Consider the following 21,126-nt stretch of genomic DNA (forward strand, 5'->3'; position numbering starts at 1 on the left):
AGTTTAGCCATTAAAATATAATAATAAGAGGAAAGAATGTAAATACTAACCCCAAATCTTTTTTTGAGGGTGTGATTTATTAATGAAAAACATCATAGTCATTGGAATGATTACAGTAGTAATCCTATCTTTACCGCAATTCACTGAGGCGAAATCAAGGGAAGAGCCTATTTCGTTTGAGTCTGATGAATGGACCCTAACTATAGATGAAGCTGAGATGATGAATGGACATATGTCTGAAGATCATGAGAATGCGGATTTTTATTCGTTGAGAATTGTTAACAATAATGGTGAAAAACATAATGTGACTGTACATACTTTTAGAAAAGAAGAAGGTAAAACGTATGATTATGGAATGTCTGTGAATCAAACTAAAGGAAAAAGTGTTGAAGCTGCAAATGAAGAAATTATATATGTTCAAAACTTTCCTGTCCCAAAAAATACAAAGGAATATTCTGTTTCTATTATGTGGCAAACTGAAGGCTCAGACCGGTTCTACAAGCAAGACTTTAATATTCCGGTAAGGTTCTATAAAAAAGAATTTAATGTTCCAGTAAGGTAATATAATAATTGTTCAATAAAAGCGCTAATCCAAAGAAGCAGGATTACCGCTTTTATTGAACCTTTTTAGAGTAGCAAACAAGTTGAATCACTCGAGAAAAGGATTTCTTTATAAGGTAAATAGGATGGTTTGTGTAATAAAAAAAAGTAAACATAAAGGTAACAATTTCCATTTTATTAATGGTAAAATAAATTCAATCTTTTGGAAGAGGTGAGTTTAGTTGAGTAGAGCTGAGCAGTATACAAAGTTAGATTTAGAACGGATTATTTTTATTGGTAGAACCTTTGAAGAGTATTTGGAGATGTTTTCGCTTTCAGAGGAAGAACTACAAGGAAAGAAAATACTCGATTGTCCAGCAGGAGCTTGTTCATTTACTGCTGTTGGTAATAAATTAGGTCTAGACGTAACAGCCTGTGATATTGCCTATTATCATTCGGGTGAAGTCCTGAAAAATAAAGGCCTCCAGGATATTGAACACGCAATGGAGCATATACAAAAAGCTCGAAGAAATTACAAATGGGATTATTTTAAAGATATTGATAGTCTTAGAAATCATCGTTTGAGTGCATTACTAAACTGTGCGAGTGATATGAGGGAATCTAGCGAAAGATATGTTCCCGTTACCTTACCTTTGTTACCGTTTAAAAATGAAGAATTTGATATTCTTCTCTCCGCACATTTTCTATTTATGTATGCGGATCGATTAGATTATCAATTTCATATAGAAACGTTAAATGAATTAATGAGGGTCACGAAAGAGGAAGTGCGTATTTTCCCTTTAGTTGATTTAGAGGGCAAAAGATATAACCATTTAGATAGCATAATAAGTTACCTTATTGATAATGGCTGTAAAATAGAAGAAGTTAGAGTACCATATGAATTCCAGAAAAATGCTAACTCGATGTTAAAGATAAAAAAAGGTTATTAAGATAGGGCGGCGGCGTAGGCGTTCCCCCCTTTAAAAAGAAATTTTGTTTGAGTAAAAGGAATGATAGTTTCGGAAGGTGAATCACTAAGAGTAGTCATCAATTTAGGACGTATTAATGATGAGAAAATCTCTAAAATCTATGTGAATCATACGGATGGAAAAGTATCTGGCCAAATTTTAGATGAAAGTCAAAAAACGGAGCCAATATCGGCTCAGTTTAAGGTTAGGGGTATACACATAGGGTATTAAACATTGGGAAATAGAAGAATGAAAGTACAACTTTATAAACCGAAATATATAGGAACTATCTTTTGGGGGAGATTTTTTGTGTGCTAAAGCATTATTTTTAGATTTCTATGGAACTGTGGTACATGAAGATGGTGAGATTATCTCAAATATTTGTAAGCAAATAAAAGAAAATTCAAAGACAGAGGCCACAATATCGGAAATTGGGGGCTTATGGTGGAATAGTTTTTCTGAGTTATTTCAAGAAAGTCACGGCAAGACTTTTCAAACACAAAGAGTATTAGAGACTATCTCTTTAAAAAATACACTTTCTCACTTTGGATCTTCGTTAGATGAAAATGTATTAAGCGAACTAATGTTTAATCATTGGATGAAACCTTCTATTTTTAATGACTCATTGTATTTTTTTAAACGAAATACAACTCCCGTCTATATACTCTCGAATATTGATACTTTTGATGTGAAAACAGCAATTGAATTTCATAAATTAAAAGTCAGAGAAGTTATTACGAGCGAAGATATAAAATCATATAAACCACGTCCGGAAATGTTTGAACAAGCCCTTAAATTAAGTGGTCTATCAAGAGACGAGGTTCTACACGTTGGTGACTCTCTTTCAAGTGATGTTACAGGAGCAACGAATGTGGGGATTAAAAGTGTTTGGATAAATCGCAATAACAAAGAATTTAGGGGTATTGATAAACCAACTTATATTATAAATAAGCTAGATGAATTGCTTGATCTTGAGCTGCTTGTAAAAAACTAAGTGAAGTTTCAGCTTCAACATATGTGCGAGTGTTCAATAAGAGCATTCGCTTTTTGACTAATAGGTATGTTTAGTGGAATAAAAGCCTCACAGTATGATTAATCTTGACCTAACGGCGCAGGAGTGTTGGCAAGGTAATTACACTTTATGTATAGAATGATATATTGAAATGTCTATTATAGATTTGGAGGAGCAATAGTGGAGTGGTATAAAGAAGATTTTATAGTTAGTGACGATAAAGAAAGAATAAATTTTGAAGATGTCTCTAAGTTACTATCTACAACATATTGGGCATCGAATAGAGAATTAGAGCCATTGAAAAAAGCATTAACAACTCTTTATCATTCGGGGTGTATCATAACGGAAAACAAGTAGGGTTTGCTAGGATAGTTACAGATAAAGCTGTTTTTTCATGGATATTAGATGTTGTTGTGGATGATCATTACAGGGGTAAAGGGTTAGGAAAATGGTTAATGGAATGTATATTTGACCATCCAGAAATTAAATTTACAGCATTTGCTTTAGCAACATCAGATGCACATGATTTTTATAAAAAGTTCGATTTTAAGGATAACGTTTGTATGACGAGGCCTTTACTGTCCAAATAAGTATCGTTCAGTTTGTTTTCTTCGTTTCAAAAAAAGCAACCGATCGTAAGCAGGATTAGTAGCTATTTTTGTTGAAGTTGAGTTACAGGCATAATTTTATGAGAATTTTTTACCTGGAGGGAATTATCTCAGTACAAAACGATGAAATTATTCACTATTAATGTTACTTACTATAATAGGGTTAAGTGGAGTTTCATTAATTCTTTAAAAATAAGGATGTTCAAGGGAATTAATACAAAAAGATCCACTTATTTTTAAGTACCATATTTACGAGCACAACAAGGGCATTAGATTCACAGAATAGGATTTTATTAGAGGATACAATATTAAGAATATCGACCTTTGAAACCTTTCATACACCTTACATAAACAATGCTGCATATGCCCAATCAGCATTTGAGGCAGATAGTAGGATTTTTTTACGACCAATAGAAGTGAACCGTGCCATAAATAATAGTAGAGCTTAGGCTGGTAGTGCTTAATCTGAAGGTTGTGGCTATATAAAATAGAGTTAAAAATGACCGGGAAAGTGATGTCCGGTCATTTGTTGATATTCTTTTAAATTGGTTAAATGGAATCACCGAAAAATGTCTCCATTCTTGAAAGAACCCTTGTTTCGCCCATTACTTTCATAATATTAAACAAATCAGGTGTATTGGTTCTGTTAGTTAGAGCGACCCTAATTACCATTGCTACATCACCAACATGCCCTTTGTAATTGTTAGGATTGGCTTTATATTGCTTCATATCCTTTGCGAATCCAAGTTCCCCAGCAAGTTCTTTAATATTAAGGAACCAAGCCTCCTTTTCATTATTAAACCGATAAGATTTGCTGAAACCTAGTACAATTTCTTTCGCAACATCAAAATTTACACTTGTAGGTAACTTGTATCCACTCAATACTTTCTTTTCAAACAATTCATCATAAAAGAATGCAATCATTGGCTTCACATCTGACCACTTTGAATAGTCTTTCCTTGGTTTTTCAATGGTTCTTCCTATATTTAGAATGTTTAAAGTGTAATCTTGATTCCTGTCAATTAAACTATAAAGCTCAGAATCAAACTCCTTGGACCAAGTGTATAAATACTCAAGGACTTTTTGACCCGTGAGCCTGGAGATAACATCCTTACTGATGTCATCCAGTTTATTCATATCAAATAAAGCACCACTAGCATTCATTTTCTCAGTATGAATAAAAAACTCTCTAAATGATTGATTAGGATTTGCCATTCTCCATTCTTCAAAGTTGGAATTAATGAGATTCATGAAGTATTCACTGATAGCGATTCCTGGGTATCCTTGTTCTTTGTAGTACTCAGCCGTACCATCAAGATCCTTACGCTTACTAAACTTTCGTTTAGAAGCTCCGATTTGCTTCATGATGGGAGCAATATGACCGAATTCCGGTATTCTAAAACCTAAGGTTTCAAACAATTGAATATGGATCGGCACTGAAGAAAGCCATTCATCGCCCCTAATGACATGGGTTGTACCCATCAGAAAGTCATCTATGGCATGAGCGAAGTGATAGGTTGGTAAACCATCCGTTTTCATAATCACAATATCTTGGTCATTTTCAGGTACCTCAATCGGACCTTTCACCAAATCATGGTACGTTATTCTCCTATCTGATGACCCGGAAGATTTAAGTCTTATAACAAACGGTTTACCATTTAAAATCTCTTCCTTGGCTTGTTCAAAAGTAATATCTCGATGTTTGGCCCATTGACCATAGTATCCTGTTGTTACTTTTATGTCTTGTTGGTTTTCTCTTATCTTTTGTAAATCGTCCGTATCACAGAAGCAGGGATACGCTAATCCATTTCGCACTAGATGCTTAATAAACACCTGATAGATTTGTATTCGTGAGCTTTGTTTATATGGTCCGTAATCCCCCTTATCTTCGCCTGAAAGCTGAGGTCCCTCATCAAAATGAATATCAAAGTATGACAATGAATTAATGATGTTTTCGAGGCTGCCATCTATTTCACGCTTTTTATCTGTGTCTTCGATACGAAGAAAAAATACTCCATTACTTTGGTGGGCTAATCTTTCCGATATTAAAGTTGCGTAAAGTCCGCCAATATTCAATGAACCCGTTGGGCTCGGTGCAAAACGTGTTACCAAAGCCGATGAGGGTAAATCTCTTGGCGGGTATAGTGAATAAATATCAGCAGGTACTTGCCTGACATCCGGAAATAACAGTTCTGCTAGATTCTCATTTGACATAATGGGTTTCTCCTTTAAATACAAAATAAAAAAGCCCTTCATCCTATATAAGGACGAAAGACTTGCTTCCGCGTTACCACCTAAATTGGTTAAAAACCCGCTCATGATACAGCCCTTCATGATCTGGCTGTAAATTTCTTTAACGGGAAATACCCGATAGACCTACTCCAATTTTTCAGTCACTGCTCCAAGGCTTCATTCATTAAGCTCGAATGCCCAATTTCACCAGAATGGGCTCTCTAAGATTCGAGTGATTAATTACTCTTCCTCTTCGTTGCATTTTTACAATATGTTGTATAATTAGAGATACAATAATACATTTTTATCCAATTGTCAATAATACTATTCGGATTAAAATCACAACATTTTGCTAACTACTGTCCTTTGATTGGTAAACCACTCGCTAAAATCGAGAAGTGGTAAGAAGACTACTAATAAAGGTTGAATTATTATTACGCAGTTTGAAAATAATGTACTTAAACAAACGGATTCTATGATCCAAGAAGGATTATCGCTTATTTTAGTTGAAGTTATTAAGCTAAAGGGAAGAATAGTTCAGTGGGTATTATTGTCAAAATCCTCATTAAGTTGTTAGAATAAATAAATAATTGGATAGATAAGGGGAAATGATCACAGGATCTCCTAAAATGATTGAAATGTATAAATAAAAAAAATCATAAATGGAGGATTTTATTTGCGAGGTAAAAAGGCAATCCTATTTGATTTAGATGATACCTTACTTAATAGGGATGGGGCTGTAGAAATACTGTTCTCAATTATCTTAGAAAAGTGTTATGAAAATATTAAACATTCAGTTGCAACCGAAATGTTACATAGATTCAAAGACTATGATAAAGAAGAATACGGCTATAGTGATAAAACAAACGTTTTGGAATCACTTTTTAATTATTTTCCACCCCAATATAGATTGCCACGGGAACACATTCAAGAATTTTGGAATCATTATTTTCCTCAGTGTTTCTCTGTAAACCAAGATGTTTTAAATATCGTCAATTTAATAAAGATGCATGTTAAAGTTGCAATTATCACAAACGGCACAACTCAGAGACAGAATGCTAAAATACATAACACTAATTTAAATAGTTGTTTTGATATCATCATTATTTCTGAAGAAGTGGGATTAAGTAAACCTGACAATCGCATTTTTGAAATGGCATTAAAAAAACTTGATGTCAAACCGGAAGAGGCATTATTCATTGGCGACGATATTGAAAAGGATATTGCGGGTTGTCAAAATGCGAATATTGACGGGATATGGTTCAATCCACATAGAATCAAGAATGATACCAATATAAGACCATATGCCGAAATCGATTCTCTCGATAAATTACTAACTTATTTTACATATTAAGCTTAATCAGATTTTCTTCTTTTTTGCCCAAATAATGATATTAACGTTAGGATTATATGAAGGATTACGTACTATTCAAGCTAGCGGAGCAGTAACATAATAGAACTGATTGAGAATTTAAAATGGCAAAATTATTTTGTTATTGAAAATAGGGGGAGAAAAATGGAATTTTTAATATATGGTGCAATCTATTTAAACCCTATATTTGCTATAGTATTTTGTCTGAATTTAGTAATAATCATTAGGAAAACCTCAGCTAATCCTGAAGCTGAGACTGCAAAACATACATTTTGGATGACTATATCGTTAGCATACATTATTGGAACAATTACAACTGCGATTCTTATGCAATAAAATGGGGAAGTAATTTTTTATGATGAATAGTTAAGAATTTATTCTTACATTACTTTTAGAGTAATTGTTTGTATCATACGCGTTTTCTTCTGTAATTTTAATGTGTGCAAGTTTATAGACGTTAATATAAATATAGATTACTAAGATACCGATAGAAATAAAAATATATGTTATACCTATTTCAGGGATGTATTCCATTCCCAAAATGAAAAAGCTAGATAAAAGTCCACCTAAAGCTCCTACTAACCCAAGAATTGATAAATGTGTTCCTCTACTTTGCTTAGGAATTGCTTTAGCTGTAATCGCTTGTAATGTGGGCAAATAAATTAAACCTCCAACAGATATAAACATCATTCCCAGTAATAAGGATACCGGATGTATAAAATAACTTAAAAAGATATATCCCACTACCAATGATAGTAAACCTATGATTAGACTGCTTCTATCAGAAAGCTTTCTTGTCAGTTTAAGTATTATACCTGCCCCCAAAGTTATTATGATTGTGTCTTCTAGGTTTAAGTATCCAATCATTTGATAACCTGATATATTTAAACCTTCGACAGGATAATTAGAAACGATTCTTATACTTAAATAATTTGGAAATTGTTCTTTAAGAATATTTAATAATAGTTGACCTATACAAAGAAAAATGAATAAGTGTGAAAAAAGGTTAATAATACTAGGTTTTCTGTTTGTTATCTTTTTAGGCTCATCAACTTTGAGATTTAATGATTGATTATTAGATTCTGCTAATATTTCTTCTTTTATAAGGAATTTGGTGAAAATAGCAGAGATCAATGAAGTGATACCTACCAAGAAAAATAACCAAAAAGAATAGTTTTCAAATAGAAATCCTCCCAATAGACTTCCAACAGCAAAGGCAACACTTGAAAACCACATAAAGTATGTATATATAATTTTTCTATTATGATCATTACTTGCATCAATAATTAAAGCAGCATATGCAGGGTTTGCGGCACTTTCAAAGAAATAAACAAAACTAAATGATATTAATATAGGTATTGCATAAAAGTAATGTAACGAATCAAAAAAGCCTACAATAATAAAACCAATTCCAGCTATGATCTCGCTGGTTATGATCACTCTTTTTCTACCAAAACTATCAGTAAATCTCCCTCCTATAAGATATCCTGTCATACTAATAATTCCGATAAATATAATCATAGTTGTTGTTAATGATGGTCCGATTTTTGCAGAAAAATAAACAACAGTATATGGCATGACAGTTGTTTGTGTAAGTACAGTAAAAAATTTTAATAGCATACGAATACGAATAGTTTGATTAAAAGATAAAAATTGTTTCATTACTAACATCCTCTTATATTCCCATATCATAAAACTATAGTACTACTGTATAAATTTAGTATTCTATTAAATAATTGTAACATCATATCCATAATTTGTTAATTTGAAATTATAAGGAGAATAGTCAATGATTTCGTTATAGCATTAACAATTTGTGCAGATTGCAGTTATCTAATTCGGTGGGTAAAAGTGGAAGATTGGGTGGCTTTTTCGGATGTAATACCTGGTATGGCTAGGGCATTTTGGTTTTAACAATTGATTGTTTCTATTTTATTAAATATAGCACCTATATTTAGAACGAAAACGAAAGAAATAATGACTTATTATCACATCATTTATTTAATATTTAATTATTGTGTGAGTCTTTATGTATAACGAACGAGATGCATATTCTTAGGAAGGATTAAGCACCTTATTTATTTAAAGTAAAGGAGAAGAAGAGTTGAGTAGTACAATAGATGTAGAGTCATATATTAAAGTTTAGATAAGGGGGAATTATGTGGGTATTTTCGGAATTATGGGGTTCATAATCGGAGCTATGGGATTTATTTTCGGACTTATTGCTTTTACTACAGCATTGACTAGTAGTAATAAAATAAAAGAGCTTGAACAGAGAATTGATGATTTAGAGGGAAAACGAAAACCGTGAACGATGTCTTGTGGCTTTGTTCCAAGAAGAGATTGACGCTTTTTTGTTGAAGTTACTGTACTAACGAGCAGATTAGTGAAAGAAGGATGGCTTATTCCGAAAAATATGCAATTTTAAATGGGAGGAGTTTAATGAAAAGAATTTTAAATTTAAATACGGTATATATTGTTGCAGCAATAATAGTTCTTGGTGTTTTGTTCATACCTCGAGCAGTGGATATATACAACCTTCGGACACATGGGATAAATTATTTTACTAATGAGATTGAAAATTATCACAATAGTGCACACCCTATTGAAGGAGAATATTCAATCGAGATTGGTTTAAATAATTTAGATAATAACAAAGGAAAAGAGCTTTTTGATGATGGGGAAAACCAAATTTATGTGTCGAAAGTAATCGCTCATAATACTAATGAATATGAATTGTTCTTTAGGTCAAGTGGAAGTTCTAGTTTAGGTGGTGCAACAATAATATCAGGTGTTGAACACAAACATAATAATGAAGGTTTAATAAGTAAATTTCAAGCGAAAGCAGAAGCAACGTATAGAGGTGATACTTATAAACTAATTCCTTCTGAATATTCAGGCTTAAACTACAGTGATGCAGATGAGTTTAGCTTTTATTTGGAGTTACCAGAAGAGTTAGTTCATGATTTTGAAGAAGAAGGAATGATTGATGTGACAGTTACAAACTTATATATAAATTTATGGGCAGAGAAATCATTTTAAACGAAAGGGTGCGATTGCTTAACAAATAGCGGTTGCCTTTTTTATTACCGGTGCAGGTAAAGAAGGATGATCTATTAATTGTGGAGAATAACCATTCATTCAAATAAGAATAAGAACAGTTCTAAGGGGGAGTAAAGATGACTTATATATTCCTGGTGATTATACTGGCAGTAATTGCTACTGTCACAATGAAAACAATGAAGAATAAGAGATTTCCTTCCAATAACTATACACCTTTTAATAACATCGTGAGCGGCAAGAACGAAGATGAGCCAAATCACCCTACTCATTATCAAGAAGATAAGAAAGATTTATAGGGGCAGCCGAAACATATAATACAAAAATAAAGGTAGTGAAAGATAAATTGGTTAACTTTTCAACAACTATGATAGAACGTAATTAACTTTCAATATATGGAATGGAAGGCTAAAGGATGCTTTAACGTAAGAAGGAGTTGTCAGTTGCGACAGCTCCTTCTCTTTTTGAAACAATATCTGGTGATTATATAAGTAAATATACATAGGGAACACTATAAGTAGAAATTTAACGAAATGAGGGAATAAAAGTGAAGTGTTTTCTAAGGTTAGTATTAACTTATATTGTAATCATTGTAATCACTTGTGTACCTTTGGGAGTAGTACAAGCAAAAGAAATTAAATACAATCATAATAGTATTACGATTACTGAAATCAAAGGAAAAGTTGATTTTAAAGTTATTTCTCCAAAACAGATTCCCGATAGTTGGACATTAGAAATAAAAACTTATCCTTGGGTAGAGAAAGATAATATTAATTCTTTTAGGTTACATTACATGGATAAAAATGATGAGAACTTAATGATCGGTATCGAAGAAAGGAAAGCAACACCTAAGGAAATTGAAGATAAGACACCGAATAAGATAACTATAAACGGAAATAGTGGCAATTTTATAGAGTGGGGAAATAGTGGGGAAAAATTAAATGGAAAGATTATTGTAGGTGGAAAGCTTTGTTGGGTACAAGATGGAACTTATATAGAAATGGACAGTTCAGATATATCAATGGATAAGATGATAAAAATCGCAAATTCAATGAAATAGCTTATTCAATAAAAGGGGACGATTGCTTAAACAAGACAGTCGCTTATTGTGCTAAAGTGAAGTTTAGTTGAACAAAAACAGTTGATTTTGTGTTAACAGTGAGAATTTATTATAGAAATAAATAACTCAAGGTGGATAAAAAAATGGGAATGTCAGATTACTATAAAAACCTCCGTGAAAAAGTCGGTAATGGACTAATTTTTATGCCAAGTGTAGCAGGACTTGTTCGAAACGATTTAGGAGAAATTTTATTACAAAATAAAGGAAATGGGGAGAAGTGGAGTCTTCCTGCTGGTGCAATTGAACTTGGAGAAACGCCTGCCGAAGCAGTTGTTCGTGAGTTATGGGAAGAGACAGGATTATATGTTGTGCCAAAGAAGTTATTAGGCGTGTTTGGTGGGAAAGACTTTCGATACCAATATCCTAATGGTCATCAAGTAGAGTACAACGTCTTTATGTTTGAGTGCGTTATTCAAAGTGGAGAACTAAGTCCAATAGATAACGAAACTGCTGAACTTCATTATTTTAGTCCAAGTAATATGCCTGAACTTGCTTTACCTTATCCAAAAGAATTATTTTTACAAAGGAAAAATACTGATTTATATTTTCAGTGGGATGAACAGTGGTTAAAAAATCTTCCTCAAAAATAACTATTCCTTGTTCCAATAAAGGGTGCGAATGTTGAAGAACAAAGGATCAGTTGATGCTGATCCCTTATTCTTTATTGGATCGTTTAGTGAAAGAAGTCGATGTTACTAGTAATACAGTTGACAGTCCTTTTCAGTTAGCGATATTCCTAGATATCTTTTAGATTAATTTAACTTCCTTTTCACAACAAAAACTCTTTCGGCCTAAGTAACTCATGTATAAATTCCATAGGGTTAGGGTCTTGAAATGAAAATGGATATTCATGTTAGTATGAATAGATAAATCAAATAGAGAAAGATAGGCGGTATGTACAATGATTAATCCTTTTAATAAAAAATTGTACCCCTGGACTAATAGTGTTTCAATTTATGAAGCTTTGAAGGAACAAGTTGACCAAATTGGTAAAATAGAAAACGATAAATTACCAGATGAAGATGAATTTTGGGGAGACAAACCTTTTCGGTGGGTGGCTGGTGGCTTAGATAGTATTATAGGTCGTAATTCCATTGATAATAGTCAAGCTGAAGTAATGAATTTAGTGCAGTTACTTATTAACCAGACCAATAAACCTTCTAATAAACATAGAAAGAAATTATATTTAAAGATAATGCAAGATAATACCTTAAATATTATAGATGAACTTTTAGACGCAATACATGGGCAGTCTGTAATTAACGATGAGAACTTATATAACGAAGCAATATGGCTTGCTGAAAATGGTGCACATCGGAACGTAGTTAAATTTGGAATAGCTTTATTGGGACTATTTAGAACGGATAATCATTTATCGTTATTACAAACGTTAGGAAAGCATGAAGAATTTACTTTGTTTACAGCAGTAGCTATTCAAAACAGTATAGAGGATTCAAATAACCAATTATTTGTACTAGCAAAATATGTAGATGGCTGGGGGAAAATTAATCTTGTCGAACGCTTAAAACCTGAAACTAGGGAAATTGTTTATAGTAACCTAAAAATGGACCACAGTAGTCATTGAAAAATCCCCCAGTATATAATAATCCCACAAAGAAAAATATTCATTATGTGGGGAGTCTGGAGAGTTGATTACATTGAAGAAGAAACAAGAGGTCCTACTTATGTATTTAAGGGAGGGCAGATCGCAGAGAGAGATTGCTAGAATGCTTGAAATTGACCGTAAAACAGTTAGTAAATACATAAATGAGTATGAAGACAGGCGGAAAGAAATTGAAGAAAACAAAGATTCTATTCATGTTGGGGAGCTGATACAAGAACTAGTTGAATCTCCAAAATATAAAGTAGAAAATCGTACAAGCCGAGTTATGACAACGGAAATTAAACAACAAATTATGGATCATCTTAGGGAGAATGATGAGAAAAAGCAAAAGGGTTTGAGAAAGCAATTAAAGAAACCTATAGACATCTATGAGGCTTTGGATGCCGAAGGTATAGAAATTAGCTATAGTACGGTTCTTCGAACCATTCGTAAGATAGAAAAGAAAGTTAAAGAGGCTTTCATCAAAGGCTCCTATTTACCAGGAGATATTTGTGAGTTTGATTGGGGTGAAGTGAAAGTAAACATAAACGGAAAGTGGACAAAGCTTCAAATGGCGGTATTTACATCTGCCTTTGGGAACTTCCGAATGGCCTTCTTATTTACGAAGCAGAAGATGGAATGCTTCCAGGAAGCGCATGTTCTCTTCTTTAAAGAAACTGATGGCGTATATAAAACAATGGTCTATGACAATATGAGGGTCGCTGTTAAACGCTTTGTTGGTACAGAAAAAGAGCCAACAGATGGCCTCTTAAAGCTATCAATCTATTATGGGTTCGATTATCGCTTCTGTAACGTTCGCCGTGGAAATGAAAAAGGGCATGTTGAACGAAGCGTTGAAGTCATCCGAAGAAAAGCATTTGCGTTCCGTGATACCTTTGAAACCCTTGAAGAAGCAAATCAATATCTGTATCAAGTTTGTGAACGGCTTAACCAAAAACCACAGCCATCCAACCAAAATCAGACTGCGAAACAGTCTCTCATACTAGAACAGGAACTTTTCCTCCCTCTTCCCCATCCGTTCGATGCAGCTCGTGTCCAAGACGTGCGCGTGGACAAATATTCAACCGTCGTCATTGATCAAAGCCATTACTCGGTTCCTGATCATTTAGTCGAACAAAAGGTAACAGTGAAAATCTATTCAAATCGAGTTCTCTGTTTCTATGAGGGGAATAAGATAGCTGATCATGTCCGTCTTACTGGGTGTCATGAGTGGAGGCTACAACTTGAACATTATCTAGAAACGATAAAGAAAAAGCCTGGTGCATTAGCTGGTAGCACAGCATTACAACAGGCAGACGAAAAACTAAAAAATATATACAAGACTTATTATATCAGCCGCGAGAGAGAATTTGTAGAGTTAATACAATATTTAAAAGGAGAATCAAGTGTTAGTGAAATTGAACAATGTATTGAAGAGCTTCGCCGAATTAATCCTGTGCATGTAACAACAGACAAGATTAAAGTTTTATGTGCAAAGAATAAAACGAAATTATCCTCCAGTCTGCCTATTTCAAAGGAATCAAAGGAAATAAATGATCAAGCTATTGCTCACCTTAAAAAGTATGATGAGCTATTCCAGATTGAGACACTAGGAAAACAGGAGGCCATTGCATGAACAAATCAAAACAAAGAATCGATGAGATCTGTACTTACACAAGTGAGTTAAAGTTACCTATGATCAAACAGACTTTTCAAGAGGTCATTAAAGACGCGAATCAAAAAGAAACATCATATGAAGAGTTTCTAGCTTTACTATTACAAAAGGAATGGGATTTCCGTCAGGAAAATGCACAATATAATCGAATTAGAAGAGCAGAATTTCCTTATAAAAAATATTTAGAGGATCTTTCAGTCGAAGATTTACCTGAAGATGCCCAAAAGAAATATAAACACCTTAAAACGCTAGAATTCATAAATGAAGGCAGGAACTTAATTTTAGCAGGTAATCCAGGTACTGGTAAGTCGCACATGGCCATAGGCTTAGGGTTAAAAGCTTGCATGGAAGGTTATAAGGTTTGGTTTACTACGGTTCCCTTATTGATTAATCAGATTAAAGAATGTCGATCTGAGAGAACTCTTCGTTCTTTTCAAAACCGATTCGAGAGATTTGACCTCGTGATAGCGGACGAAATGGGCTACATCTCATTTGATAAAGAAGGAGCTGAGTTATTGTTTACTCACCTCTCACTGAGGGCTGGACAGAAATCAACTATCATTACAACAAATCTATCCTTCGAGAGATGGGGAGAGATCTTCCAAGATCCGATTATGACAGCTGCCATGATTGATCGGTTGACCCATCAAAGTTATTTTGTAAATATGAACGGCAACTCTTACCGAATGAAACAAACAAAAGAGTGGCTAGCAAAACAACAATTAGGGTAAGGGAGAATTATTAATGAAAAGATTAGAAGCAGTGGAGACTATGATTTTCTTTCGGTCTTATGGAGTGAAGTGCGAAGAGAATCTAGTCCAGCAGTGGTTGATAGAAAGTCAAACCGAAAGAAAATCTTCTGTAAGTGAAGAAGATTTATATCAGTTTAATGAATGGTGTAGATGGAAAGGTACTCCTTATGAAGAAGGAATTGATGAAAAAACAAAAATCGATAGATTGCTTGAAGAAAATAAAAATCTAAAAAACGAAATTAGAAATCTGCGGAATGAAAAGGCTAGAATAATAGAGCAATTAGAAGTTCACTTAGAGAAACTGCCCTTTTAATAAGTCCTTCCTCTGCCTAACTGGAAAAATTAGGTGGGGGAATTTTAAATGATTATGTGGTGGAATTTTGAGTTGACAATTACAGGAAATAAAACAATGGTTACTCAAAGAGGGTTATAAGAATAATATAATGTACGAATACCTAGCATATATTTGTGCAGTTAAAGGTGAACTACATAATGCTATCAATAATGATGAAATTGATATAGAGCTATATGAAGGAGCTGGAGATATTATTTCTGCTCTAATTGATGGTGGACCTGCAGAAGAGATTGATGACTATGAACATGCTCCGATTGTAATTAGAGATTTCTTAAGACATTCTGTTACAATGTGTAACTCGATACAAAAGCTGAATGATGTTTTAGATATATTTGGCTTTTTAAAAGATGAAGAAGATTGGATCAAACGTTTTTCAAAAGCTTGGAGCCCAGAGCAGAGAGATCAATACATAATATTATGCAAAGATATTTCAAACGAAAAGAAATGGGAGTCAATTATTTGGGAAGGATTAGATTCTGAAGATCGTCTTACTCATTGGAATTGTGTGCGGGCAGCCCAAAAGTTAAATATAGATATATGGGATAAATTATTTAGCCAGTTAACAAAAGAACCAGTTAATAGTTCCTTATATTTTGAACTGATGCAAACTGACAAAGAAGAACGTGTAGAGAAACTAGTGAAGTTTGCAACTGAAAATCTACCTCTTAAAAAGATTGCTTCTGGACCGGGGGAAGAGATGGGGTTAGGGAAAGATTTTGAAGCACATAGTTGCCTAGATTTTATTCTACAAGATTTAGATAAGTTTGACGGATTAGGAAAACAGTTAGTTTTTACAGGCTTAAGAAGTTCAGTAATAAGGAATCGGAACATGGCAATTAAAGTATTGGAAAAATGGCCAAGTTCAATATGGGGGGAAACATTAGTATCAGAAGTGAAAAAGTTATTAAGAATTGAACCTACTTCAGATATTAAGGATAGATTAAAGGTACTAATTAATGAAAAAGGTATAAAATACTGATCTTAAATTAATAACTTTAACACTTATTCAGCAAAAATGGTGCCAATTTTGAATAAGTAAGATGAAAAAAGAACAGATCACTTGCTTCATATTACAAGAATACTGTTCAGAAACGAATTAAAAAAGTACGATTTCCACAGAAACGGTAATCGTACTTCTTCAACTATAGGGTGCGATGATCCATGAAGGATTTTCGCACCTACTTCTTGAAGTAAAGGAGAAGAATAGTTAAAGAAATAAAAAGGTTTAAATGATAAAAACTCCAAAAGGGGATTATAGATAATGAGTATTGTTAACTATCTTGGTTGTAATTTTGTGTTACCAGTAGATGTCAGTGACGAGAAGGTTAGCTTTGAGGAAGGTTTTTTAGAGGATCAAGATAGAAAGATGGTAAAGAAACATTTTACAACTAATAATATATATGAAGTCTATACTGATTTGACTGTTGGTATTTCTTTTATTGCAGATAACCATGACTTTTATTTTAAGAAAGGTGACAAAGAAGAGGCTAAAGAGAGTTTCCTTAATTTATGCTCTTTCTTAAATAGATACCTTAAAGACGGAGAATATTGTGAATTTTATACCTGTTGGCATGGTGAAGAGGAAGAACAAAGAGATCATAATTTTGACCAAACAATCTACTTAAATAATATCGACATTAATAATGTCTCGATAATGGAGAGAACACTATTGGTAATAAGGAAGAAATAGTTATTCAACTAAAGGTTGCAATAGCTAAACAAGGGGCTGCCGAATGCGACAGCTCTTATTGCGTTAAAGGGCAGGTTAATTTAGCATTGTTATTGTTCTTTTTGTGAAAAAATGAGTGGAAGGAGTTAGGGGATTATTATGGGTAACCTAAAAGAACTGTGGAAGATTGGTTCCGTAATTTTCGGAGGATTGTTCATATTAAATCTATTGATAGACAAAACAGTAGAACTTCCACTTTTGTTTATCTTTCTAATATGCCTAATACTTTACCTTTATAAGTCTCTTAAAAAGAACTGAATACTATAACTATACAACAAACGAATTGATAAAAGTTGTCCAATAATGAGGAATAGGTAATATCCAATATCCTTATTGAAGTAACGGGAGTTTAGTTCAAGAAGGGATTTCTTTAAGGAATATAAAAACTATGAAAACACAAGAAAATTGTTATTGCATCTGTTGTCTAAATAAGCATCTATTATCGAGCTTAGTTTATAAAGATATTTAAACGCAAAAAACGCTTGGTCCTGAAATGAATGAAGCGTTTCTTTATTGAATATCAACCTATGTTTTTACAGAGCCTAATTATAAGTACAGCAGCTGTTTAATAATAGAGACCACTAGAAGCACAATGTAACTGATAGATAAGGATGGGATCGAATTTCTCGTTTTTTGAGTCATAATAGACTCCATCAAATATAATAACAGTTCCCAATTTCTCTTGGTTCTTCATTTTCAATAACTTTATAAAAAAACTATATAATCAAGATGATATTCTAGGAGTTTACTGGATAAATTTCATTTATATAATATACAATTTTTTTCGTCCTTTTATTCTTCATATATTCGATATATCCTGATAAATCAACAATATCAAATAAATCATCATCTGATTTAACAAAGACGCCTCCTACATATGAACTGTAATTTTTCTTTTCCTGAACAATTATTATATTTCCCTTTTCAGTAATCTCTTGATCTGTGTCTAAAACCTTATAATCTAAGCTATCATCCATTGATAAATAAGCATTGGCTAAATCACTAATTAAAACTTCCTCATTATTGGAGAGGTCTCTTATTACATCTACAATATCCATATCCGTAACACTTATATAGTCTTGAAAACTCACATCATATAAATCTGAATTTAAAATATTTTTAAGATGATTATTAGCAACTTTTATATTTTTTTTAAGACATAAATTGAATATCTCTTTTAGTAAAATATCTTTCCCAATAATGAAAGGATGACCAAACCCTTTATGATATAAAGCATTTTTTATCCTAATCATTTGTTCAATTTGCTGAATACCATTGTTTGTGATACAAACCTTATTGTCTTTAATTATAAAACATGATAATAAACTATCTAAATTCAACGGTTTTAGATCAATTCTGGAGTAGTAGAGGTCACGATTCCAGAAATCTAGTTGATCAAGAGAGATACTACCAAATAGTATCTCTTCTATTAATGCAAACTTTCCATCACGTTGTAGAACACTAATTATATCCTCAAACAATTTTGGCGTTCTTCGCAGTATTAGATCTAATTCTCTTGACTCTTTTACTATCTTTACAGTCCAATCACCATGATCCTGTCCAGTAATTCCCTTAAAGCAATGAGAAAATGGTCCATGACCGATATCATGAAGAATCGCTACAAACCTAGCTAATTTTTGCTCGTAAATACTTAATGAAAGTTTATTTTCATCAATCATTTTATCTAGGGCTAAATTTGTTAGGTGATATAAGCCAAGTGAATGCTCAAATCTTGTATGTGTAGATTCCGGGAGTAAAAAGAAAGTATTACCTTGTTGTTTAATTAGTTTAAGTCTACTAAAAATTTTTGTGTTTATTATATCTATTATATCAAGGTCTACTATTTCTATATCTCCATATAGATTATCTTTAATTATCAAACAAATTTCTTCCTCTCTATAATACATATTTTTTTACATAATAATTATGTAGAAATATTTGGAAGATGTAAATAGTATAAACATTTCTAGGAGAAAAAACAGTACGATATCGAACCGGGCAATAACCAAAATGGAGAAAGAAATTTTAGTAGACGTTAAGCAAGAGAATTGTACATATAAATACCCCTTTTAAACAATCGGGTGCGTTGATTCAAGTAGTGATTGACACTATTTTTATAGAATTGATTGAAAGGTAAGTTTACTTCAACAAGAAGTTCTTAACGAAAATAATTGTGGTCACTCATACGTAAGATTTTACAAGTTTTTATGAAAATAAGTCTGAAGATTATGATATATTAAAAGTAAAAATTTGGAGGTTTCAATTGAAATACTCACGATCATTTTACATGCTATGGTCAGGTCAATCACTAGGGGTTCTTTCTGATGTATTGTTTACCGTTGCACTGACTGCTGCTGTTTATGTCCAAACCAACTCTGCAACAGCAACATCACTAATACCTTTATCATCATCAATAGCTAGATTAATTAGTGGATTTATTGCTCCTTTAGTCATTGAAAAAGTCCCTTCTAGAAAATTATTGGTACTATCACAAGCCGTGAAGGCAATCATCGTAATAGCATTCCTGTTTCTAAATATTACAGCGAGCCTATTACCCATTATTGTTTCAGTTGTAGTCCTTTTAGCCATATTTGAGGGATTTATATCTCCTACAAGATCTAGTCTCCTTCCGAGGGTCGTAAACAAAGAGAAAATTGTAAATGCGAACAGTCTAATTTCTACTACGGATTCTACACTTTATCTGGCTGGTTGGATGGTAGGTGGTGCTCTTGTTTCTCTTTTAGGTAGCACTGTAGTTTTATGGATGACAGCTCCGTTAATGGCACTAGCTGCAATCCTATATCAATTCATAAAGGTTAGTTCTATATCGGTTCAAAATGAAAAGAGAAGTGTGATCAAAACGATCCAAGAAGGCTGGGTTATCCTGTGGAAGAATAAGCTCATTAGAGGGATAACTGGAATGAATATATCGGAAGGACTTGCAAACGGTGTTTGGACAGGAGCGATCTTATTAGTTTACGTTCAGGAATTCCTTAACCAAGATGAAGCGTGGTGGGGATTCCTTAATTCGAGCTATTATATCGGTTACATTCTAGGGAGTATTATAACTTTAAAACTTTCGAGTGTAATTAATAATCACCTTGGTAAAACCATTATAATTGGTGGTTCTCTAATGGCATTTCTAACAGTATTGCTCGCTTTTATTCCAAATCCGTGGATAGCCTTACTAATCTGTGTGCTTATGGGGACAGCATATCAAGCAAGGGATATAAGCCAGAACGTCATATTTCAACTTTCACTAGAAGAAAGTCAGTTAGCTAAAGTCTATGCTTCTTCGGGGACTCTCATTTCAGCTATATCGGGAGTCGCAATTTTAATAATGGGATTTGTTTCTGATTTATTTGGAGTCGCAATGGCGTTTATAGCAGCAGGAGTTTTATACTCGATTTCAGCAATAATTGGATTAATGCAAGGTAAGTTGCGAATCTATTCTCAACCTAACAATTCTACAGCCACAAACATGTGATGATTACTCATAGAGGTTTTTGTACAAGGACAATAAAAGTAGTAATTGTCCTATTCTTATTCAGCTAAAGGGAAGTTTGTTTAATAAGAGATTTAATTATATGGAGGCTAAAAAGTGGATTACATACAACACTTAAGATCAATGGTAGGAACCGAGAAGGTAATTATGGTTGTTGCGGGTGCATTTGTTTTTGATAAAGAAAATCGAGTGCTGATGCAAAAACGGTCTGATAATGGACAATGGGGTTTTCCAGGGGGATTTATGGATCTAGGAGAAAGCATTCTAGATACCGCTAGAAGAGAAGTTTATGAAGAAACGGGACTTAACATAGAGGAACCAAAGTTATTTGGGATTTATTCTGGTCATCAATACGATAAAACATTTTCAAATGGCGACCAAGTTTCATTGGTGCAAATTTTATTTATTTGTAATCGATACAGTGGGAATTTAGTTGAAAACAACGAGGAGTCAATCCAGAATAAGTTTTTTCCACTTGAAGAACTTCCAGTAAATATATTTAACGAACATAAAATATTTATCACTGACCTATTATCAAGAAAACCACAGCCGATTATTAGTTAGTTAGCCCTTTATACAACTAAAGGGAAGGTTT

Annotated in this window: 24 protein-coding genes, 1 pseudogene and 1 other annotated feature; of the genes and pseudogenes, 22 read left to right on the forward strand and 3 right to left on the reverse strand. The window is 33.1% G+C overall.

Annotated elements, in window-relative coordinates; genetic code table 11:
- Positions 1 to 82 precede the first annotated feature (82 nt).
- The 6 genes from M1D60_RS08770 (at position 83) to M1D60_RS08795 (ending at position 3,110) form a co-directional block, all read left to right on the forward strand.
- The gene (locus M1D60_RS08770) at positions 83 to 562 is read left to right on the forward strand and encodes a hypothetical protein (protein WP_456278781.1); all 480 of its coding nucleotides are present in this window, start codon (positions 83 to 85) and stop codon (positions 560 to 562) included.
- 220 nt (positions 563 to 782) lie between these two features.
- Positions 783 to 1,490, forward strand: a complete 708-nt coding sequence (locus tag M1D60_RS08775) for an SAM-dependent methyltransferase (RefSeq protein WP_456278782.1) — start codon at positions 783 to 785, stop codon at positions 1,488 to 1,490.
- Between the two features lie 60 nt (positions 1,491 to 1,550).
- Entirely contained in the window at positions 1,551 to 1,739 is a 189-nt protein-coding gene (locus tag M1D60_RS08780) for a hypothetical protein (protein WP_456278783.1), read from the forward strand.
- Between the two features lie 76 nt (positions 1,740 to 1,815).
- Positions 1,816 to 2,502: an HAD family hydrolase gene (locus M1D60_RS08785; protein WP_456278784.1), complete on the forward strand. Its 687-nt coding sequence runs from the start codon at positions 1,816 to 1,818 to the stop codon at positions 2,500 to 2,502.
- Between the two features lie 198 nt (positions 2,503 to 2,700).
- Positions 2,701 to 2,877 carry a hypothetical protein gene (locus tag M1D60_RS08790; protein WP_456278785.1) on the forward strand — a complete coding sequence of 59 codons (177 nt, stop codon included), beginning with the start codon at positions 2,701 to 2,703 and terminating at the stop codon, positions 2,875 to 2,877.
- Entirely contained in the window at positions 2,853 to 3,110 is a 258-nt protein-coding gene (locus tag M1D60_RS08795; protein WP_456278786.1) for a GNAT family N-acetyltransferase, read from the forward strand. The genes M1D60_RS08790 and M1D60_RS08795 overlap by 25 nt, the downstream gene beginning before the upstream one ends.
- 567 nt (positions 3,111 to 3,677) lie before the next feature.
- On the opposite strand, the gene gltX is transcribed toward M1D60_RS08795, so the two are convergent.
- On the reverse strand, positions 3,678 to 5,342 hold the full coding sequence (gene gltX, locus M1D60_RS08800) for a glutamate--tRNA ligase (protein WP_456278787.1): 1,665 nt from the start codon (positions 5,340 to 5,342) through the stop codon (positions 3,678 to 3,680).
- Between the two features lie 46 nt (positions 5,343 to 5,388).
- Positions 5,389 to 5,626, reverse strand: a binding site (T-box leader).
- 428 nt (positions 5,627 to 6,054) lie between these two features.
- Between gltX and M1D60_RS08805 the strand changes: the two genes are divergently transcribed.
- Entirely contained in the window at positions 6,055 to 6,714 is a 660-nt protein-coding gene (locus M1D60_RS08805; RefSeq protein WP_456279396.1) for an HAD family hydrolase, read from the forward strand.
- A gap of 162 nt (positions 6,715 to 6,876) precedes the next feature.
- Complete coding sequence (locus M1D60_RS08810) at positions 6,877 to 7,068, forward strand: hypothetical protein (RefSeq protein WP_456278788.1); 192 nt, start codon at positions 6,877 to 6,879, stop codon at positions 7,066 to 7,068.
- A 30-nt stretch (positions 7,069 to 7,098) separates the two neighbouring features.
- Here M1D60_RS08810 and M1D60_RS08815 read toward each other — a convergent pair whose 3' ends face one another.
- Positions 7,099 to 8,394, reverse strand: coding sequence for an MFS transporter (locus M1D60_RS08815; RefSeq protein ID WP_456278789.1), 1,296 nt, complete (start codon positions 8,392 to 8,394; stop codon positions 7,099 to 7,101).
- A gap of 108 nt (positions 8,395 to 8,502) precedes the next feature.
- Between M1D60_RS08815 and M1D60_RS08820 the strand changes: the two are divergent.
- The 12 genes and pseudogenes from M1D60_RS08820 to M1D60_RS08875 all read left to right on the forward strand — a co-directional run bounded on the left by M1D60_RS08820 (position 8,503) and on the right by M1D60_RS08875 (position 16,987).
- Positions 8,503 to 8,710: pseudogene (locus M1D60_RS08820) on the forward strand (hypothetical protein).
- Positions 8,711 to 8,893: 183 nt separating this feature from the next.
- Complete coding sequence (locus tag M1D60_RS08825) at positions 8,894 to 9,043, forward strand: hypothetical protein (protein WP_456278790.1); 150 nt, start codon at positions 8,894 to 8,896, stop codon at positions 9,041 to 9,043.
- Positions 9,044 to 9,174: 131 nt separating this feature from the next.
- Positions 9,175 to 9,774 carry a hypothetical protein gene (locus M1D60_RS08830; protein ID WP_456278791.1) on the forward strand — a complete coding sequence of 200 codons (600 nt, stop codon included), beginning with the start codon at positions 9,175 to 9,177 and terminating at the stop codon, positions 9,772 to 9,774.
- A 137-nt stretch (positions 9,775 to 9,911) separates the two neighbouring features.
- Positions 9,912 to 10,091: a hypothetical protein gene (locus M1D60_RS08835; protein ID WP_456278792.1), complete on the forward strand. Its 180-nt coding sequence runs from the start codon at positions 9,912 to 9,914 to the stop codon at positions 10,089 to 10,091.
- Between the two features lie 248 nt (positions 10,092 to 10,339).
- Positions 10,340 to 10,852 carry a DUF4367 domain-containing protein gene (locus M1D60_RS08840; protein WP_456278793.1) on the forward strand — a complete coding sequence of 171 codons (513 nt, stop codon included), beginning with the start codon at positions 10,340 to 10,342 and terminating at the stop codon, positions 10,850 to 10,852.
- A 143-nt stretch (positions 10,853 to 10,995) separates the two neighbouring features.
- Complete coding sequence (locus M1D60_RS08845; protein ID WP_456278794.1) at positions 10,996 to 11,502, forward strand: NUDIX hydrolase; 507 nt, start codon at positions 10,996 to 10,998, stop codon at positions 11,500 to 11,502.
- A 311-nt stretch (positions 11,503 to 11,813) separates the two neighbouring features.
- On the forward strand, positions 11,814 to 12,497 hold the full coding sequence (locus M1D60_RS08850; RefSeq protein ID WP_456278795.1) for a hypothetical protein: 684 nt from the start codon (positions 11,814 to 11,816) through the stop codon (positions 12,495 to 12,497).
- Positions 12,498 to 12,561: 64 nt separating this feature from the next.
- Positions 12,562 to 14,151, forward strand: a complete 1,590-nt coding sequence (istA, locus tag M1D60_RS08855) for an IS21 family transposase (RefSeq protein WP_456278796.1) — start codon at positions 12,562 to 12,564, stop codon at positions 14,149 to 14,151.
- Positions 14,148 to 14,921: an IS21-like element helper ATPase IstB gene (gene istB / locus M1D60_RS08860; protein WP_456278797.1), complete on the forward strand. Its 774-nt coding sequence runs from the start codon at positions 14,148 to 14,150 to the stop codon at positions 14,919 to 14,921. The genes istA and istB overlap by 4 nt, the downstream gene beginning before the upstream one ends.
- Positions 14,922 to 14,934: 13 nt before the next feature.
- The gene (locus M1D60_RS08865; protein WP_456275192.1) at positions 14,935 to 15,255 is read left to right on the forward strand and encodes a hypothetical protein; all 321 of its coding nucleotides are present in this window, start codon (positions 14,935 to 14,937) and stop codon (positions 15,253 to 15,255) included.
- A gap of 130 nt (positions 15,256 to 15,385) precedes the next feature.
- A complete protein-coding gene (locus M1D60_RS08870) occupies positions 15,386 to 16,276 on the forward strand; it encodes a hypothetical protein (protein WP_456278798.1) in 891 nt (296 codons plus the stop codon).
- 282 nt (positions 16,277 to 16,558) lie between these two features.
- On the forward strand, positions 16,559 to 16,987 hold the full coding sequence (locus M1D60_RS08875) for a hypothetical protein (protein ID WP_456278799.1): 429 nt from the start codon (positions 16,559 to 16,561) through the stop codon (positions 16,985 to 16,987).
- 776 nt (positions 16,988 to 17,763) lie between these two features.
- On the opposite strand, the gene M1D60_RS08880 is transcribed toward M1D60_RS08875, so the two are convergent.
- Complete coding sequence (locus M1D60_RS08880; protein ID WP_456278800.1) at positions 17,764 to 18,906, reverse strand: HD domain-containing protein; 1,143 nt, start codon at positions 18,904 to 18,906, stop codon at positions 17,764 to 17,766.
- 383 nt (positions 18,907 to 19,289) lie between these two features.
- Here M1D60_RS08880 and M1D60_RS08885 point away from each other — a divergent pair, with 383 nt between their 5' ends.
- Both M1D60_RS08885 and M1D60_RS08890 read left to right on the forward strand, forming a co-directional pair.
- Positions 19,290 to 20,513 carry an MFS transporter gene (locus M1D60_RS08885; RefSeq protein WP_456278801.1) on the forward strand — a complete coding sequence of 408 codons (1,224 nt, stop codon included), beginning with the start codon at positions 19,290 to 19,292 and terminating at the stop codon, positions 20,511 to 20,513.
- 114 nt (positions 20,514 to 20,627) lie between these two features.
- On the forward strand, positions 20,628 to 21,095 hold the full coding sequence (locus tag M1D60_RS08890) for an NUDIX hydrolase (protein ID WP_456278802.1): 468 nt from the start codon (positions 20,628 to 20,630) through the stop codon (positions 21,093 to 21,095).
- Positions 21,096 to 21,126: the final 31 nt, after the last annotated feature.

The sequence above is a fragment of the Bacillus sp. AK128 genome, assembly GCF_053903075.1.

Coding starts and splice junctions, on each gene's coding strand:
- M1D60_RS08845 (WP_456278794.1), top strand. CDS start 10,996: ATGGGAATGTCAGATTACTATAAAAACCTCCGTGAAAAAGTCGGTAAT.
- M1D60_RS08870 (WP_456278798.1), top strand. CDS start 15,386: ATGTACGAATACCTAGCATATATTTGTGCAGTTAAAGGTGAACTACAT.
- M1D60_RS08830 (WP_456278791.1), top strand. CDS start 9,175: ATGAAAAGAATTTTAAATTTAAATACGGTATATATTGTTGCAGCAATA.
- M1D60_RS08865 (WP_456275192.1), top strand. CDS start 14,935: ATGAAAAGATTAGAAGCAGTGGAGACTATGATTTTCTTTCGGTCTTAT.
- M1D60_RS08770 (WP_456278781.1), top strand. CDS start 83: ATGAAAAACATCATAGTCATTGGAATGATTACAGTAGTAATCCTATCT.
- M1D60_RS08815 (WP_456278789.1), bottom strand. CDS start 8,394: ATGAAACAATTTTTATCTTTTAATCAAACTATTCGTATTCGTATGCTA.
- M1D60_RS08850 (WP_456278795.1), top strand. CDS start 11,814: ATGATTAATCCTTTTAATAAAAAATTGTACCCCTGGACTAATAGTGTT.
- M1D60_RS08810 (WP_456278788.1), top strand. CDS start 6,877: ATGGAATTTTTAATATATGGTGCAATCTATTTAAACCCTATATTTGCT.
- M1D60_RS08875 (WP_456278799.1), top strand. CDS start 16,559: ATGAGTATTGTTAACTATCTTGGTTGTAATTTTGTGTTACCAGTAGAT.
- M1D60_RS08780 (WP_456278783.1), top strand. CDS start 1,551: ATGATAGTTTCGGAAGGTGAATCACTAAGAGTAGTCATCAATTTAGGA.
- gltX (WP_456278787.1), bottom strand. CDS start 5,342: ATGTCAAATGAGAATCTAGCAGAACTGTTATTTCCGGATGTCAGGCAA.
- istB (WP_456278797.1), top strand. CDS start 14,148: ATGAACAAATCAAAACAAAGAATCGATGAGATCTGTACTTACACAAGT.
- M1D60_RS08835 (WP_456278792.1), top strand. CDS start 9,912: ATGACTTATATATTCCTGGTGATTATACTGGCAGTAATTGCTACTGTC.